Here is a 19,007-nt window from a genome sequence, read left to right as displayed (position 1 = left end):
ACCCGTTACATCATGCTTGCGCTTCGGACGCGCGAAGCGCAAGATCCGAGGACCATCGGTCAGCTGTTCTTTTTGTGTTGTGATGAATTGGAGGACATCCGATTTGCAGAAGCAATTCTATTGGTATTGGACTGCCTGAAGGCGTCTCTCACGGAAGAACCTATCTTGTCTGAAGAAATGGTGCAGTCTGTTCTGGACAGAGTTTTCGACAACTTTCCTGCTTTCTTAAAACGAGCATTTCATCAACCTGAAAATCAGTTCCCGAGCGGTTTATCGGCATAATAGTATAGCTAGAATTATTGATATATCAAGCCTTTAGGGTCTTTTTCGGTGTGCGAAAGTTGAGATACCAAAAAATAAAAAAATCCCCATAAACGCATATATAACGCGATTTATGGGGATTTTTCGGTTTAGCAACTGTAAAAGTCGGGAAAACAGGAATACAGCGACAACTGCGATCGAGTAGAGGTCGAGAGAGGCTTCAGCCTGGCGAAAAGAAAGTTCGGGCTCAGGCTTATTCGAACACGCCTTGAAGAGACCAGTCTCTGTGTGATTGCTTTATCCATCCTTACAATGAACCTGTCCAAGGTTTCATTGCGCATTTTTTTGACTTTCATCCAATGGGTGAGCTCCCCTAGAATTGAACCTCTAATGAAGCCGTAAGCTAAAAATAGGGATTTATTCAGCAGGCATTATATAACACCAGTGTACAAAATCATTCATTTCATACTTTTTCCAGCGCTTCTGTAGTATTTTTATTACTTTACCCCATTGATTTGAAACTTTTCGTAATCATAAAATACCCGATCAAAGAAATCTACCGCAAACCTTCGTTCCAAAGAATCATGCATCGCCTGATTGCGATAGTTTTGTAGGCATGAGTAGCATGCGGTATTTTCATCACAATGGCAATTTTTTACCAAATCATATGATACTTTGAATACATCCAAGATTTCTTCCTCTGTCGCTTTACCCAACCTTCTGACATGGCCGGCTCCCCCAGGAACTGTATCGAAGAGAATGAAGCGGGTACTACTGTTTCCTGTGCGGCTGTAAATATAATCGATTGTTCCGTCTACGTCATTTCGTTCAATCGAGAAGGCTTTCGAAAGGCCCTCCAGCATCGCATACAGAATAGAATAAGCCTGTTCCCAAGACAAATAATTATTTACCGATAAGGTTGTAACATCTGTCTTGAATGTGTGTCCTATCGACTTGCGGGTAAATGTTTCATTAAGGCATTTTCTCCCATTGGGAGCGTTGTGGGTTTTGATTTTTTGTTTAGAAAAGTCTGAAGATACCTCACTAAATCCACAATACGGACAAACCATAAATTGACTACTGTTCACAACCGCCAACTCATCGTTAGACATTGATTTTAAATCAAGTCCTATCGATAAACTTCGCTCATCCAAAAGCTCTTTCTGCTCTCCAATATAGTAGATTTCTCCTCTGTAGGTTCGTATCGGTTTTTTTGATCCTGCCTTTTTCACCTCAGGGGATATGATGAACCCATACTCGGGCTTAATCATCGTTTTGACTTTCAGTTGAGACAAAGCGTGCTGACAGATACCGCACTTGTCCATTGTGGGCGCCCCAGGGTAGTGCCTATGTAAGTTCAAATGTCCACATTCGGGATTTTCACACTGAACAAAATCCCATTCATCCCACTCTTTGACTTTTTGAGGCGGACGCTTAATATACTGACTCGTATACAGTTTTCCATCAGCAACAACTTGTGAACCTGGGGCATACTCTGAAATAGCTTGCATCAAATCTCGTTGCAAGCGTAGCTCCCCTTGGCCAAAAGTAGATTCTACTGAAGAAGGATCCGTAATTAACTCTACACTGTCGATAGGAAATCCGTACTTAGGCAGAATATTGCGTGCCGATAAGTAGTTCAAGATGTTCTTTTCCCTTATTTTTCGCAAAGAAAAACTGATTCGATTTGCAAGGTACAATTTATTGTCATCCTGTTTGAACTCCTCCATTGCTTCAACTAACTCTTCCACCTCAGCCAAGTATTGGCTTCGATCTTCCCTAAAAATACTATTATCGGAAAGGTACATACTATACCAGCCCTCTATTTTATGATGTAGTCCACTTGGTATAATGCTCTGCAGATGGGTAATCATATTCTCTTTGTTCTCGCGTATGTACGTCATAAATTTAGAGAAGTTATCCGCTTCATAAAAAGTTTGCACATCTTTATATAGAGCTGGATGATGCCTCCAAAAGCTGCTTATCAGAAAAGATTGCATATGCCGCTTCACTATCTTCTCGTTATGTATATTGAATTTAGGTGGCTTGATTTTCCCTCTAATCATTGTTTCTGGTTCTTTGAAAAATGTTAAATCATGTGATCCGACTTTACAAAATGTCAAAGCATAGGCAACGGCGTCTGCTCTGCGGCCAGCGCGACCAGCTCTTTGCGTATAGTTTGCAGGCGAAGGGGGCATATTCTTCATAAAAACTGTCTCCAAATCGCCAACGTCCACACCCATTTCAAAAGTAGTGGAACAGCTCAAAATGTTGATTTTTTTTAATATGAATTCTTCCTGATATTGTTTTGCCTTTTCGGGACTTAGTTGGGCTGTATGTTCCTTGATTCTCATTGGGTTCAAAGAGAGGTCTTGATACAAATTCATGTAGTGGTTACTTTTTAGTTCCTCCAACGGGGAAGCTTGAACTAGTTTGCCATCACATGCCCCCTGCGGACAACAATCATAAATATTATGGGGAGTTAAAGTTCCACATTTACTGCACTTATACCACTGTATAACATTATCTTCAGTTAACTGTATTTTGTAACAATTATTCTTCAGTAAAGCTTTGCTTCCTCCAGCCCCAAAGTCGAGAATTCCATGTTTTTCGTAAAGGCCTTTCCAAATATTCAACAAATATTTTTTTGCTTCTTCTAAACTCAGTCCAGATGTCTTACTTATGTACTTCGTCCATTTGTTGTATCTTTTTGGGACAAACGAGGTATCGTATTTATTTGTTGGTTCAAGCGTTAGATATTGCCTTTTTCCTGAGTAAATAAAGTAGGCGTAATCATCTTCCGTAAATTGATTTTGAATAGGAAAATCAATCATCCCATCATTTTTAAAAGCTTCTGACACAATTTTGTACAAAGTATCGGCGGCTTTACCGCTATACTTACCAAGTGAAGTCACGCCTAGCTTATCAATGAAGTTAAAGTGGATAAGGCCCAGCTTTTCCAGACTGTTTCTTTCGTTCGTGGACATTTCATACAATATTGTTTTCCATGCCTCTTTCTTCGGGTCCTCGTCTTCTTCATAGCCACTTTTGCGAATGATATTCTCAAGATGGTCGGCTACATGTTTTAATTCATAACCATCTTTATCCATACCTCTTGTGTTTCTGGTTTCCCTTATAGCTTCAACCATCATCCGGCGACGAAGGATATTGTGGTACGTCACATCAAAATAACTTGCGAAATAAGCAGCTTCTTGCCTGCTATCAGAAAAAACAAGGAGTTGTTTCTTAAGCAACTCTTCACTCTCTTCTTCTTTCTGGTACCCCCTTATAGGAGCTCCAAAAAAATCATCTAACTCTTCCGAAGCTTCCAACGTTTTTTGAGTAACCGTTACCTTATAGCCTGGTATTTCTTCGTAGATACTTGTCCCGAGCACACTCGTTGCCGCAGCTTGTCCGATATAAAAATCACGGAGTACACCCGTTCTTTTGTTGGTATTACAGCAAGAATAACAAGTTTTTAAGTCTGTTTCCTGTTGTTTCTCATTTTTCACCAGATAGCGGTGATGAGCCTTATCTCCAAAACTTTGGCCATTGTAAAGGCGTGTAACACCTGTCTGTACGTTGAAATCATAAACCACAAAAGATTCTTCTTCATCCTTCTCTTTATTTGAGGTGACTGCACTGAGATAGGGGGTTAAGTCTCCTTTGTCTTTGATAAACATAAACGATTGTTTTTTCTGGTTCTTTAATTGAATGAATTCTTTCGATGCTGGATCTATAGTCCCTAGCAGATATACTTCCCCACAGAATTGGCATACAGAAATTTCATAAAACTTATCTTCCTGTCCCGCGATTGCTTCACCACGTTTTCTTGGTATCAAAGAGACCTTGGGATTTTCATCAAGGGTACTGTAACACCCTTCCAACGAACGGATGAACATATGGTATCGGGCATCCAAGAGCATGACATTGTTTTTCTTAGCTTTATTTGCCACTTCTACAAAAGCAACCAAATCTTCTTCCGCTGTACTCATTTTTTTGGCTAATTTTTTCACATCAAGTGGTTTCTTTTGGAGATTCCTCCTTGCTTGAAAATACCTTTGATCCCGTTGAATGATTTGAAATAGCTTTTCTTGATAACCTGTCTGATCCTTATATTGAGGGAAATAACCATCAATCACCTGATTCAGTCTATCCGATAAGTCCGTTGGATCCTCAGTTATGATTTGATACAAATTTTTGTAAAAATTAATATCCACGTCTTCCTCAGCAAGGACCTTGTCAAAGGAATGGCGTTTTGCCCTTATGATATCCTGTTCCTCAAACCTTGATCTGGCCGAAAGATTTTGGGCAAATTCAACTATATGGGGATCGTCCTTCTCCTCTCCCAAAGTTGCACTCGTGAGGATAAATTGGATTTTTGTCCCTCGAGAAATCCGATCCTTCAAACGGGACATGAGCATGGATACCTCAATACCAGTTGCACCTGTATAAGTATGGGCTTCGTCCAAGACAATATACTGCCATTGATTGGAATACGGTCCATCAAAGAACACATTATCACCTGGTCTGATTAGCAGATATTCCAACATTGCGTAGTTTGTAATAAGGATATGCGGCGGTTCTGACTTCATCCTTTCTCGGGAAATGCGTTCGTTGACTATAGGAACTTCTCCATTATTTAACTTTTTGTACTTTGCCAGGGCATTTCTTTCGGTTTCTTCAGTCTCTCCAGTGAAGGATCCAAATGTTATTTCAGGATAATGGCGTAAGAGCTCTCTCATTCTTTTTAGTTGGTCGTTCGCAAGAGCGTTCATCGGATAGATCAACAGCGCACGAACTCCATGCGTCAGTTTACCGCTCTCTTTTTCATTCGTTAAACTGTTCAATATCGGATATAAAAAGGCTTCGGTTTTTCCTGAGCCCGTTCCTGTGGTAATGACGATATTGCTCTCATTTTTCACCTTGCGAATAGCTTCTTCTTGATGGGCATATAAAGGGCGGCTCAGCTTGATTGCCCCTTCACCTTCATATGCTATTTTTTTAAACTCTTGTGTTACGACGCCTTCTTCAATAAGCTCTACAATCGATTTTCCTGTCCGGAAGGAATCCGTAAAGTCAATGTACGGACCTTTACCAATCTCCATTCCCCTCAAGGCTTCTTCAAAACTATGTCTAATTTCTTCATCTTTTATGTAGAATGTCGAGGTAATGTAAGATAGATAATGATTCAGTATGTTCTGCGAGCCAGCAATAGGGTTAAATGTCATCTAATAATCCTCCTTTTATAAAATTCGTATTACTAAATTTTCAATTACCTTGTACCTTTGATAATTATGTGAGTAATCTGCTGCCCGAGGGTTGATGTTTCCCGTATGGGTATCTATTATCATCCATTCTCCATGTGCATCTTCCGGGGTAATGATAAATTCATCATTCATAGGAATTACTTCTTTGAACTTAATTGGATTCTGATCCAGATAGGTCTTTTTTTCCTCCCCGGTATAGCGATCAGTATAAAAGAAGTACGCACGAGCTTTATACTCTTCTCTGTAGGGATCGTATCCAATCCCTGCAAAGCACAACTTTGATGTAGTAAATCTCTCGCCATTAGAAACTGCTGCAACACTTTGAACAATTCTTTTGCGGCTCTTTAAGACAAATTCATCCCCGTGAATAAGCTTGTCCTCAAATAGTATATTTTTCTCATCACATCCCCCAAAAAAACTTGGCGAGGTTGTATAGACTTGTAAATGATAGATATCAAAAGCTAATTCCAGGTGCGGATCATAGAAAGGCAGTCGGATATTATCGTAGATTTTTCTACTTCCTCCTTGTTCATCCGAAAGCTCCAAATACAATTCCCTATTCCCAATATATTCACCAGTCAAAGAGAGTCCACCCATTAATCTATTTGGATTGGCATACTTACACTCCACGTCTTCCAGCCGTTCTTCGTAATACACCTGAAATAGAGGGTAGTCCCTATTACTGACCCTTAGACTGAATTCATGAATATCAGATTGTCGGGATGATATGTATGGCTTTAAATTGACTGCTGAAGTATCTCCTTGGCGTTTGATGTTCAGTTTTTTATTTTGATTTCCCATTGAGCACTGCATCTCATAAATTTGACCGGGAATATTGATAGTCAAATCTTCTAATGGACAACTTTCAAAGTAATACTTTTTCTCTAAAGTAATTTTTCTTTGGTCCGCACCATTCTCAATCGAAATGAGCGGGATAGCAACTTCAATGAAAAATTGGCGCTCTTGTAGATTAAAAGATTGCCGATAATACCTTGCCTTCATATCTACGGAATGATTATTGTGCGGATTTAGAGTTATAGACAAATCGCTGCTTTCTAAAGAGCATATCTGCGCTGAAGTCTCGTCCATATAAAACATTTTTTGAAACGTCCATCTCAAATCGTTTATGACCACATAGTTCTGTTCGAATATCGGTCTAAAATCGCCATCTCTACGAATCACAATTTCTAAGATTCTTTCATCTTGTTTCAAAAAGCCACTAAAATCTAAAATGCACTGTAATCTGCCAGTGCCATCGCCTAAGGTTGATATCACCCCAATACTAGCAATCGCTTTTTCATCTAACGAAACTCCATTGACTGTAAAACGATACTTGTTAAGAGTATCCTTTTGTGGGTAAGTGAAACTGAAGTATGATGCGGACTTAACTGGTGCATATTCTTTGTTGTCCGATAATAGACGGGCTCCCTTATATTTTGTCGTGCTAGGAAAACCGTCCGGCTGAACTTTTGATGATGCTGACAACAATACGCCATCTATCCACATTTCTGAATCCTCATTGAAAATCACTTCATAACGGACATAACCATTTTCCTGATATGCATATTCGTATGTCAGCCCTATCAACTCTACCTCGGCATCTTTCTCTGTGATGACGAAGTAAGTCTCCTCGTTTTTAAGCTTAGAAGGTGAGAATTGATCTCCTTTTGAGTTGAAGAGAAGAAAATTATTTGACATAATGTTCTTTGATTCAAAGATATTGGTATTCCCCGAAGTGATTGTATACGTGAGTTGGGGATAAAACGCATCAAGATGATACTGAGAAGGCAAGGTCTTCCAGAAAAATGCACCCGGCATTGCATCTAATTCTTTTTTCAACAACATATTCTTATTATTGAAAAAAGTTACTTCAATGATTTCCCCAATATCAGAAGGTAAAATCAACTGTTTAGGAATGGTTAAACACAAATGTAAGCCGGTAAGCATCTCTTCCAATCTGAAGAACGGCTTCTTATATTGTTTCTTTCCACCACCATTTCTGGCTAATGAATTTTTTTGCATTTCTAATTGTGTGCCAATTTCAGTAAGGTGCTGTTCAAATAAATAGTCGTAATAGTTATTTGACCTAAATTGAAGTTGCCCTTCTTCTCTCATCAAAAGATCAAAAAACAAAAAATATCTTTTTACTAATCCAGCTACCTTACCCCAGTTTAAGAGAAAAGCTTTTTTGAAGGACATCGGCAATTGTTGATTGGTTACTGTCATCTTTGACCCCCGATATACAGATACAATATCGTCTTGGTTTTGATAATTTTTAAATAATTTACGCAGATGTCTAAGCAATTCTAATACAATCTCATCGCTGACATCTTCTTCGAGATCCTTTATATACAAATCAAAAAGAACCTGAATAAATTTAGGAAATTGATGGCTTGCAATGATGGAATGCATTTGAATTGTCTCTCGGTATAAAGTTTGTTGGTTCGTTTTATACATATAGAGTCTGTTTACTTTGCAAAATCCTTCAATATTTACGACACACTCGCTCCTTAATGACTGTACTTTCTCAACATCGAAATACGCAGCCAACTCTTCCCAAAATCGCTGACCCGAAAAACGATACATATTGAATCCTATAAGAGTCATAGTGGTGAGCTGACGTTTTTCTTGGATTTTAAATCGAGAGGGATGCTGAATCATTTCTCGAAAATCATCGGATAGTCTACTGAATTCTTCTGGAGTTATCGAAACTAGTCCCAGAAGGGCCTTCTTCTCATATTTTCCCTTAATTTTATTCACTCTATCTTGAAGCTGCACTGTTGGACACCTCGCTTTAATATAGACTGTAAATCAGACAACAATAAGTAAGGGCTTACATTTTCAACGATATCTAATGTAACGCATATGATAGTCAAGAAATTCCATATAAGAATATTATAAACCTAGCAAGTTGATATCAGAAGTATTTTTTGTAAATATTGCGATTTCCGTTATGATATAACCAAAAAGCGGAAATAATCCCATAATCCGATTGTTCCGTCCGATTACAAAATTATTCCCGCACCCAGTAATACTTGCTCTAATTTCTATGCTTAATATTCTTTTAAGACACCGCGGATACAACATTACGATGGCTCCGGCGGCTTCGTTCATCCGTAGGCTGCGCCTCCCGGCGAATTCCGCGGAGTGCGCTCTTCAGCAGATCGATATGGAGAAATACTTTCTTAAGCAGATTGGCTGTCGCAAAAGCATCGTCAATGTTCAACTCTTCTTCGCTTGTGTGCTCATTTTGATAGCCGACAGACAGATTTACGCTTTGGATGCCTTGTTGTGCCCAAATCAGCGTATCGCTCCTTCCGCCCATAGTTGGCTCCCAGCGCTTTTCTTCACCTAGATTCCCGATGAGGGCTATCATTGACCCGAATAGTTCATCGCAAAATGCTGTACCTCGTGTTCCGGTTACGATATCACTGTTTCCTCTGCGGTCCACTACAATTGCGGCCTGGACGCCTTCCAAAAAGTCCTGGGATACTGCTTTTGCGCCGCATAGTCCGACTTCCTCTTTGACCGTAAATGCTATCTTTACTTTTACCGGTGATTGAAGCTGCATCATCTGCAATTGCTTCAACGTATAGAGGACAACACCAATTCCCGCACGATCATCGGCACCTAGAATCCCATAGCTTGAAGTCCAGACATTTCCGTGTTTGAGTATTTCTCTATCTGATTCAATTTCATCCACTACATCCAGATGGCTGTTCAGCAAAATTGTGAAAGCCGGACCAACTCTATTTGCCCCTATTGTGACCTCAGCCAGAATATTGCCATAGCCGTCCACGCTGATTTTATCGGTTAATGGAATCAACTTTTTCATCACATGATTACGGATCACGGATTCTTCCCCACTGACGCCAGGTATTTGCAAAAGTTCCTCGACGTTATTTTCAAACAAATTCCTTTCCAAATCATCGTGGGGAATCTCTTTCACGTTCTCAGGCAGTTCGTTCAGCAAGCTGACGTAATCTAGCAGCTCGTTTCTATCCAGCAAAAAGGTAATTGACTTTCGAACTTCATTCACTCTATGTTTGAGTCCGACTTCTGCAAGAAGTACGGTAGCTTTCTTGACGTCGGGAACGGTAGCGAATAGGATATTCGGTCTGTGTTCTCCTTCTCCGTCACAACTCATGATAGTCATGCATCCCAGGCGATTCAGTTGTCTTACCAATCCACTGATATACAAATCCAGCATTTCCAACGAAACGCAGTTCTCGTCATCGAAATAGCCACACATTTCGGTTCTGCCTCTACCCCCGACAGCACAACGGGAAAGCCATTCTGTTTCTTCCCATAAAATATCCTCAACTGTCAGAAATCTTCCTTGCCATTCATGACGCCAATTACTTTCGTTAAGGATTTTCTTCAGGAAGTTTACGTTCAATTCAGATTCATTGCGAAAATCCAACGTGCTGTTATCTACCTGATAAAAAATAAACCCTTGCTCCACTAATAATGCATTCATTGATTTAACCACTACAATCACAACCTCTCTTTGTTATGACATAAGTATATGAAACGGTTGTGAAGGGGGTGTCACAAATAATAAAGGCTAGCTTATTGGTCCAACAAGGATGATTCTTCTGAACGACAAATGATCTTATAAGGAACTTTACCGTTATAGTAATAGCCACTAGGATTGGGTGATCTGCTGGTTGTGATTACATCCAACCTTGGATCCAACTTATTGAGCAGGCTCCTCAATTGACTGACAGCTTTTCTAAACCTTGCATTCGTCACAAAAGAGGTATTGGTTATTTCCTCAAAGCAATTCCGCATTCTATCCTCGTTCCCCGGATTATTAAGCGAGGTGAAGCGCAAAAAATATACGAGTTGCCTTGCCTTACCTTCACTTCCGAAAGGCATCTCTGATTGATTAAAGGCCATCTTACTGTTGACGCCATCAAACCAAATAATCAGGGTGTCTTCAGGACGATCACCTTTTTGGAAATAGCCATCCGCTTCACCGTACGTTACATACCGAGGGCCTTCATCGATGGTTATCACTTCGTACTCCTGGTTCGTAAGCCCTACACCCAAATCTGTTATAAAATCCTTGACGCCATAGGAAGCGTAAGCCGGAAGTTCAGGATATTTTTTCTTGGTTGGGGAGGAATCCAATTCCTCATTCAGATTGTCGACCTCATTCAGGTAGCACGCCAACAAATACAATCGAGTATAATAAATCTCTCGATCAGACAAACAAAAGATGGGCTCATCATGACTTATATTCTCCAATGCCATATTAAAATATCGGATCGCATCTTTATGGTCATTTCTGCGATAACGAATAAACGCCAGCCGGTATGCCGCCATTCCATTTTTCGGGTCCAAATCGAGGGCCTCCCCCAATGATTTCTCCGCGTCCTGTCTGCTGCCCTGTCCGCGAAACTTCATTTCTGAACCGTGGTTGTAAAGTAATTTAGATAACTTACGTTCTACATCGGAACGAATGCCTTTTAATGCAGTATCTCTGGATTTCTTCAATTCACGTAAAACAAGCTTGTGTACTCGAATTTCACGTCCGTAGCCCTCATCATTGATGTTAAAGTCATCTTCTCTTGCCAATTCCATTTTGTGCATTTCGGTCAATAATTCATCTAAACTCATTTCGCTAAATCGTACATTTCTGGGCATACATTCCACTCCAATTCTGTAATTAATAGCATTTTACCCAGTCAACCTGCTCTTTCGACTAGGGAGATTGACTGGGTAAGGGATTGAATAACTAAACTTTTGAACGGAAGGATTTATACAGGTCTTTCGCAAGCAAGGTGTACACAAGCTTGTAATAGGCGTCATCAGCACCCACAAGCTTCTCGAACGCCTGCTGATTTTGATCATACTCAGCCATCACTTTGTCTTGGAAAACGTCTTTAAACAGGCTATCCACAAACATTTCTTGGCTGTTGTTCTTCGCCATGCTGACAATCTTTCTGTCCGGATTATTTTCAAATGACCTGTACAAGGCCTCCAACAGCACTTTATCCTTCTCGGTGAAGTCATCCGGGAAGCGTTCATTCACCCGGTGGATGATTTCTTCCAAAGAATCCCGATCGTCGGGCGGCTTTATGCCCGCATCCACTTGTTGCTTGTTGGTCAGCCTGCTGCTCTCAGGATCCTCCGCGACCAAGAAAATGTCTCCGGAAAATTCCTTCTGCAGTTTGTAGTACTCCAGCTTCACCTTATCTGCAACATCAACTTTTTCTTTTTGCTCTCTCGGGATGAATTTCAGCAAGTAATTCGTGTAGATATTCTCTTCCAAGAGTTGCATATCAAATGTGCGGTCCAGTTGGGAGATATAGCTGTACCACTTTCCGAAGTTCCGTAGTGTCACCCGGAATTGATATTGTGTGTCTTTCGGTAATTCCTCATAACGCTGAATGACCGGTTTAAACAAACTCGAGATGCGCCCTAACAGTTTTTCGTCTTGGCGCTTTTGCGCTTGTCGAACGAGCTTCAACACTTGATCAATGTCCTCTTGATTATAGATATTGTACTTCCGGAGCTTGCTTTGTGTATCGTAAATCAAGTTGATATTGATTTCCTCATCCAACGTGGTCTCTTCATAGAAAGGTTGGAAGGCTTCTTGAATGTCTTCCTCCGAATTCACAAAATCCAGTATGAACGTGTCTTTTTTTCCGGAAGTGGTCCGATTTAATCGGGACAGCGTTTGGACGGCTTTTACGCCGCGCAACTTCTTGTCGACGAACATGGTATGCAGCAAGGGCTCATCGAATCCGGTCTGGTATTTTTCGGCCACGATCAGAATATTGAAGTCCTCGGTGTGGAAAGCTTCTTTAAGCTGCTTATCGCCGATTCTGTCGCCGGCTTTTGTCACATTCATGCTTGGTTCCGTGTATTCCATCCCTTCCACGTTTACCGATCCGGAGAAGGCGACCAGAACATCCAAATCCGTATATCCCTTTTCTTTGATATACGACTTGAATTCCTGCATATAGCGTACGGCATGCAAGCGAGAGGGTGTCACGACCATCGCCTTCGCTTGTCCGCTGATTTCTTTTTTTGTCACCGAACGGAACTGTTCGATCATGACTTCCGTCTTCTGACGCAATACCCAGGGATGGAAAGATTGATACCTGGCGATTGCACGAACCGCTTCCGTTTTCGGAAGCTCCGGGTTATCATCGATTTCTTTGGCGATTCGATAGGAAGTCTTGTAGGTCATATAGTTTTTCAGCACGTCCAAGATGAATCCTTCTTCGATAGCCTGACGCATGCTGTAGACATGGAATGGCGCGAAGCTGCCATCCGGTTGCTTTGTCCCAAACATTTCAATCGTCTTTTCTTTTGGCGTTGCAGTAAAGGCAAAGAAACTCAAATTATGATGGCGCCCTTGCGACAGCAAAGTATTTACCAACTCATCCTGGTCATCAGGAGTGGTTGCTTCAATGCCCTCCTCGATTGCTTGATACTCTTCCAAAGTGGCTTCTTTATCAGCCAAGGCAGCTTTCAGCTTTTGAGCGCTGTTTCCGGTTTGCGAAGAATGCGCCTCATCCACAATAACCGCGAAATTACGCCCACTAGCAGCGTCCACTTCTTGGTAAATGACCGGAAATTTCTGCAGGGTAGTGATGATGATTTTTTTGCCGTCATTGATTGCATTTTTCAGATCCTGGGAGCTTTTATTATGGTCGATAGTTTCAACCAAGCCAGTTGTATGGTCAAAACTCAAGATCGTATTCTGCAATTGTCTGTCCAAAACCGTACGGTCGGTAACAATAATTGTCGATGCGAAAATAGGATGATCCTCTTTGTCATGAGCAGATGCCAAATGATAAGCCAGCCAAGCGATACTGTTGGACTTTCCTGACCCCGCACTGTGCTGAATCAGGTAGTTCTCCCCGCTCCCCTTCCCTTTGACATCGGCAATCAGTTTACGGACCACGTCCAACTGATGGTAACGCGGAAAAATCAAGGTCTTCTTCGTTATTTCCTTACCAGCTTGCTTTTCTTTCTTCACTTCCAAATTCATGAAGCGCTGGAAGACATCCATCAGATGATCCCTCTGCAGCACTTGTTCCCAAAGGTAAGCTGTAGGATAGCCATCCGGATTCTGAGGGTTCCCTTTCCCACCGTTATTCCCTGGCCCATTCGAACCTTGATTGAAAGGCAAGAAATAGGTTTGATTCTCCGCCAATTTTGTCGTCATATAGACTTCATAATGATCCACGGCAAAATACACTAAGAAGCGTCGGTTAAAATTGAACACCAACTCTTTAGGTTTCCGATCCTGTTGGTACTGAACCAAAGCGTTCTCAACCGACTGCCCTGTGTACTGGTTCTTCAGTTCCAACGCCACTAAAGGAATCCCGTTTACGGACAGAACCATGTCGATGGTGTTACGATTAGTCGGACTGTATGCAAACTGACGAGTGCAGGTAAACCGGTTCGCTTCGTACTTCTCCTGCAATTCTTCATTCAAACCCGAAACAGGTCTAAAAAAGGCAACTTTTAAGGTCACGCCGCGATCACGGATACCGTTCCGAAGAACATGCAACATCCCATGAGCGTTAACTTCTTCATCAAATCGTTTCACAAGTTTACGTCTGAAATCACCCTGATGGATAGTAAGATACCTTTTCCATTGCTTCGGTTGTGTCTGCTCAATGAAAGCAATCAGCTTATCCACGTCTATCCCCACAGAAGCGTCATAGTGGGAATCTTGAAAAGCTTCCTTCTCCCATCCCCCGATTTTCGTCAGACTTGTTTCAATATCCTGCTCGAATCGCATTTCTCGATTTTCAACCAAATCTTAAACCTCCTTTTTTCCAGTTACATATTCGTAGATAAGGGATTTTTTGTATTTTTGCAGTTCTTTCACCATCTTTTCCTTGTCCGCGATAAGAGCGTCGATGTGGGCGGTCTTATCGTCAAGGAACTCGGCGATTTGTTGTTGCTCATTCATATGAGGATGAGGAATACCAAAGTTCAAGAAGTTATTTGTCGGAAGTCTCCATCTACCTAAGTTTGATACTCCTTGCCCTAATCCATAAAAAATTTTATTGGAGTAACACATTTGAAAAACATATTTATAATAGTCATTATAAACTGTCTGCAGGTTACGACTTTTGAACACCCTATAATCCGGACTTGTTACGCCCGAAAATGTAGCACAATCCACCCATCCAGTTAGCAAATCCATATGATTCATTGCGAAATCCCCAATATCAACAATTTGATATTTACTGTAATCAGCAGAAATCTGACCTTCGTTACTTGATATATCTTTTATTTTTAATCCATTTTGAGTGATGGACAAAATATCGTAACCCAGTTTTCCAGCAATGATTTTTTTTATCTCAAAGAGCTGCTTTAGCTTCCACGCATCCCAATGCTCCGGAATCTCCCCAATCCATTCAATCCCGCTGTCCTTCATCTTCACATCCGGATTCAGCCCTTTCGTGACGGTTTCCGTGATGAGGGCCTGTTTGTAGGCTTTGAACGCTTCGATGGACTCCTTCGTTTGGGAGACAAGGCTGTCGATGTGAACTGCCTTCTCGTCGAGAAAGTCAGCGATTTTTTGTTGTTCGGATAATGGAGGGACGGGTAATGAAACTTTCTTTTGATTGTCGGTGTTGAGTATCTTTAACACATTGCCATTTTGGAAATATTGTTGCTGTTCTTGTTGAACTGACAAGTGGTACATGCCATATTTCCAATACACATTTGCCGAATTAAAAGTAACTGCGTTTATTTGTTGATTGTAGGCAACTGGTTTAATCGTGTATCCTATTTTCCCAACAGTGCCGATGCAACAAACCAATGTTGAGTATGGAGCTGCAATACGAGCAGTTTTTTCTCCTTCTGTACTTAATTTCTCTTTCGACTCAGATATTCCTTTCGTACCCAAAAGATTATCAGATTTTATCCAGTCTATGCCATTTGTAGAATAATATTGTTCATCAGTTTTAGTAGGAGTGTTCCCGGTTTGGATTTTTGCGACATGTTTAAGCCGTTTTACATCCCAATCTTCTGGAATCTCCCCAATCCATTCCACACCGGAATCCTTCATCGCTCTACTCATCAACTTTCACATCCTGTCCTGATAGTTGTTCGAAGCTCCTGACGATGCTTTCTTCCAACGCCTTGATTTTTAAGGCGATATCTTCCGTCCGTTCTTGTGCCACATACTTGTAGAACAGGCGTGTGAATGGGATTTCATAACCAACTTTGGTCTTGCTCTTGTCAATCCACGCATCCGGATTGAAGGGTTTTATTTCGCGTTCAAAGTACGTATCGATGTCTTCCGTCAGCGGGATGTCTTCTGTGTCGCGCAAGGATGCATCCGGTTGGGGCTTTTTTTTCTTCAGGACAAGATTGCCTGCTTCGTCCTTCAGTGGGCTTTCTACCGTCACTTTATTGAAACCGAAGTCCAAGTTATCAAAAATTTTAGATTCAGCTGTACGGTCTCCAAAATTGTATTCCGTGTTCAGAAAATCACCATAGGCTTGAACAATCACATTCCGGCACTCTTCGGTGATATCCACCCGTTTGCTCCCGATATTTTTCCGGCGGCTTTCATACATATTTGATGCATCGATCAACTGTACTCGTCCTTGACGGTGCGGCTTTTTGTCTTTGTCGATAATCCAAACATAGGTCGAAATGCCTGTATTGTAGAAAACATCGTTCGGCAGTTGGATAATTGCATCCAACCAATCATTTTCAATAACGTGACGGCGGATTTCACTTTCGCCGCTTCCGGCTGCGCCGCTGAACAGGGCTGAACCGTTGTGGATGATCGCCATCCGGCCGTTCTCTTTCAGTTTGGAAATGCCGTTCAGTTGGAACAAGAGTTGTCCATCGCTTATCTTCGGTAAACCGATGCCAAACCTGCCTTGATCGCCAAGTTCATGTTCAGCTTGTACAGCGTTTTTATCTTTCTTCCAATCGATGCCGAACGGCGGATTGGATATGCAATAATCAAAGGTATAGCCGGGAAAACCGTCATTGGACAAGGTGCTTCCTAAGGCCATGTTGTCCGGATCGCCGCCGCGGATCATCGTATCTGCCTTGGCAATGGCATATGTTTCTGGATTCAGCTCCTGGCCGAACGTCCGGACTTCCGCATCCGCATTGAAACTGTGGATACGCTCAATCATAGCGGACAGCATTTGTGAAGTGCCCATCGTCTGGTCATAAACCGTCTTGACCACATCTGTACCTGCCAGCAGGTCACGGTCTTCAGCCAGAAGAAGGTCCGTCATCAGATAAATGATGTCTCGGCTGGTGAAATGTGCCCCTGCTTCTTCATTGTAGCTTTCAGAGAATCTGCGCACCAATTCTTCAAAGATGTAACCCATATCCGTGCTGGTCACTTTATCCGGCCCCAGATAGGATTCTTTCTTGTTGAATTCCTGGATGACGTAGAATAACGCATCGTTGGCTGCCATCGTTGAAATTTCGATATCGAATTTGAAGTTGGCCAGGATATCCTGCATATTATCGGAAAATCCATTCAAATAAGCCCGTAAGTTTTCCTCGATATTATCCGAATCAGCCAATAAGGTTTCGAATGTAAATAGACTTGTATTATAGAAGGCAAACCCGGAAGCTTTTTCCAGGAAACGATTGCGCATCGTCACATTCATGTCCTTGTGTTGCTCAGCCGCCTTCAACACTTTGTCGCGAGTGGGTAACAGCGTGTCATGCAGCCGTTTGATTACTGTCATAGGCAGAATGATTTTTCCATATTCATGAGGCTTGTACAAACCCCTTAAGATATCTGCCACATTCCAGATAAGGTTCGCTTGTTGTTGGACGTTGATTGTCGTTTGCGTGTTGCGTTTTGATTCGTTCACTATTTTTCCTCCTTATGTTGGGTATACACATCTGCGATGCCCATTTCTTGGTATAACTGCTCTTTCGAATTTTTGATTTTCTTCATGATTTCGGACAGCTGTTCGTCCAATACGCTTCTTTTTTCTTGGTAGGCGTCCATCATTTCTTTCTGTTCTTCTAATGAAAGATTAGGCACTTTCACAGTAGCCAAACCTTTCATCGGTAATTGCGCGATTGTGGTTCCTACACGGACGGATGCCAGTTCGGCCAATCCTAAAGGACTAGTCAGATATTCAAGCAACCAACGACTATCCACCTTATTTTTCTTCGGACGGATCCCTACCAGATTCTGCGTAACGAGAGTGTGCGGTCTGTCTTCTGTGATCCGGGCAAATTTATCGGTTGTGCCTCTAGCAGACAACAGAATATCTCCTTTTTGAATCTGATAGTTATCAACTTTTGTATTCTCTTTGACATTCCCTTTTGCGAGTTTACTGAAGTCCACTTCCTGATTGTTCAGGTCGGATATTTTGATGAATGCATATTTTCCGTCGGCAGCTTCATCACTTGAGATCGCATTGAACCCTCTATAAATATCAGCAACATCAGTCAATTTCACAGTCTCGGTTGCTCTCCATTTTTCGACATCAATTTCAATGACCGTGCCGCCTTCGATTTTATAGGTGGTGTCTTTCACATATTGTTCAGGCAATAAGATGGATGCCTGTTTGCGGATATCCTCTGCTTTGACTGATTTAACGAATCCCTCCACATCATCGTTTCCTTCGTATGCTTCAATAATTTTTTTGATGGAGTCTTCAGGAAGAGTGACACCTGCTCTGCTTTTTGTGACAGGGATGCTCGTTGCATTAATCATCCTGACTTTATTGACAAGTCTTTCCTTGTTTTTGTTAATGACCAATATCGCAGTTGGGATTTGTGTATTTGGAGCGAATAAACCAGCTGGTAAAGCAATGACGGCTTCAATCAAATCCGCAGCCAAAAAATTCTCCCTGATTTTGGTTACCTGGCTCCCCATGAACAGCGCTGAGTTGGAAACCGCGAAAACAGCTTTCCCGTTGTCATTTAACCCTGCCAATCCATTCATGATGAAGGCCCAATCCAAACTTGTCTTCGACGGCAGCCCATAACGGAATCGATTATAGGAATCTTTTTGCAGCAGCTCCCATGTACGATGATCCGCCCGGAGACCAAAAGGTGCATTCGTGATGACACGGTCAAATTTTTCATTTATAAAATGAGGATCGCTGAGCGAGTCTCCCTGAAAAACTTCTGTATTGGTGGCATCCAGACAATAGAGATACACAAGCGCAAAGTCATAAATGATCGGATTGATTTCTTGTCCCACAATCCGCTGTCCGGGATTTTTTTTCAGAATGTCCTGATACGTACTGCCGACGCCAAAAGTTGGGTCCAGAATACTTGCTTCCTCACCGATATCCGCCAAGGCAATCATCAACTGGTTGACCGCTTTCGGAGTTACACTGAAATCAGGAAGGGAACCGTCCAGTTCCAACAAATCCATAATAAGATTGGGATCATTCTGTGGGTCAATCTCTAAGAGGAATTTGCACACTTCAAATGCAATCTCGTTATTAAGAGAAGCAAGCCCACCAGAAAAATCGAGCGCTCTCA

The 19,007-nt window shown here is 41.7% G+C and carries 8 protein-coding genes and 2 pseudogenes; 2 read left to right on the top strand and 8 right to left on the bottom strand.

Going from position 1 to position 19,007, the window contains the following annotated elements:
* A pseudogene (locus BMZ71_RS14930) lies at positions 1-282 on the top strand (hypothetical protein); the annotation flags it as partial.
* A 162-nt stretch (positions 283-444) separates the two neighbouring features.
* Positions 445-663: pseudogene (locus BMZ71_RS15355) on the top strand (transposase); the annotation flags it as partial.
* Positions 664-758: 95 nt separating this feature from the next.
* On the opposite strand, the gene BMZ71_RS10200 reads toward BMZ71_RS15355, so the two are convergent.
* From BMZ71_RS10200 to BMZ71_RS10165, 8 genes are all read right to left on the bottom strand, one after another.
* On the bottom strand, positions 759-5,492 hold the full coding sequence (locus tag BMZ71_RS10200; protein ID WP_086988948.1) for a DEAD/DEAH box helicase: 4,734 nt from the start codon (positions 5,490-5,492) through the stop codon (positions 759-761).
* Between the two features lie 15 nt (positions 5,493-5,507).
* A complete protein-coding gene (locus tag BMZ71_RS10195) occupies positions 5,508-8,309 on the bottom strand; it encodes a hypothetical protein (RefSeq protein WP_086988947.1) in 2,802 nt (933 codons plus the stop codon).
* A gap of 286 nt (positions 8,310-8,595) precedes the next feature.
* A complete protein-coding gene (locus BMZ71_RS10190; RefSeq protein WP_086988946.1) occupies positions 8,596-10,011 on the bottom strand; it encodes a M20/M25/M40 family metallo-hydrolase in 1,416 nt (471 codons plus the stop codon).
* A 92-nt stretch (positions 10,012-10,103) separates the two neighbouring features.
* Positions 10,104-11,183, bottom strand: coding sequence for a tetratricopeptide repeat protein (locus BMZ71_RS10185; RefSeq protein ID WP_086988945.1), 1,080 nt, complete (start codon positions 11,181-11,183; stop codon positions 10,104-10,106).
* A gap of 91 nt (positions 11,184-11,274) precedes the next feature.
* The gene (locus tag BMZ71_RS10180) at positions 11,275-14,319 is read right to left on the bottom strand and encodes a type I restriction endonuclease subunit R (RefSeq protein ID WP_086988944.1); all 3,045 of its coding nucleotides are present in this window, start codon (positions 14,317-14,319) and stop codon (positions 11,275-11,277) included.
* A gap of 3 nt (positions 14,320-14,322) precedes the next feature.
* A complete protein-coding gene (locus BMZ71_RS10175; RefSeq protein ID WP_086988943.1) occupies positions 14,323-15,594 on the bottom strand; it encodes a restriction endonuclease subunit S in 1,272 nt (423 codons plus the stop codon).
* A complete protein-coding gene (locus tag BMZ71_RS10170) occupies positions 15,587-17,371 on the bottom strand; it encodes a type I restriction-modification system subunit M (protein WP_086988942.1) in 1,785 nt (594 codons plus the stop codon). Before BMZ71_RS10170 ends, BMZ71_RS10175 begins: the two co-directional genes overlap by 8 nt.
* On the bottom strand, positions 17,371-18,897 hold the full coding sequence (locus tag BMZ71_RS10165; protein WP_177187584.1) for an N-6 DNA methylase: 1,527 nt from the start codon (positions 18,895-18,897) through the stop codon (positions 17,371-17,373). Before BMZ71_RS10165 ends, BMZ71_RS10170 begins: the two co-directional genes overlap by 1 nt.
* Positions 18,898-19,007 lie beyond the last annotated feature (110 nt).

The organism is Trichococcus flocculiformis, from assembly GCF_900113645.1.
In the GTDB taxonomy this organism is placed as follows: Bacteria; Bacillota; Bacilli; order Lactobacillales; family Aerococcaceae; genus Trichococcus; species Trichococcus flocculiformis.
This window is presented reverse-complemented; position numbering and strand designations above follow the sequence as displayed.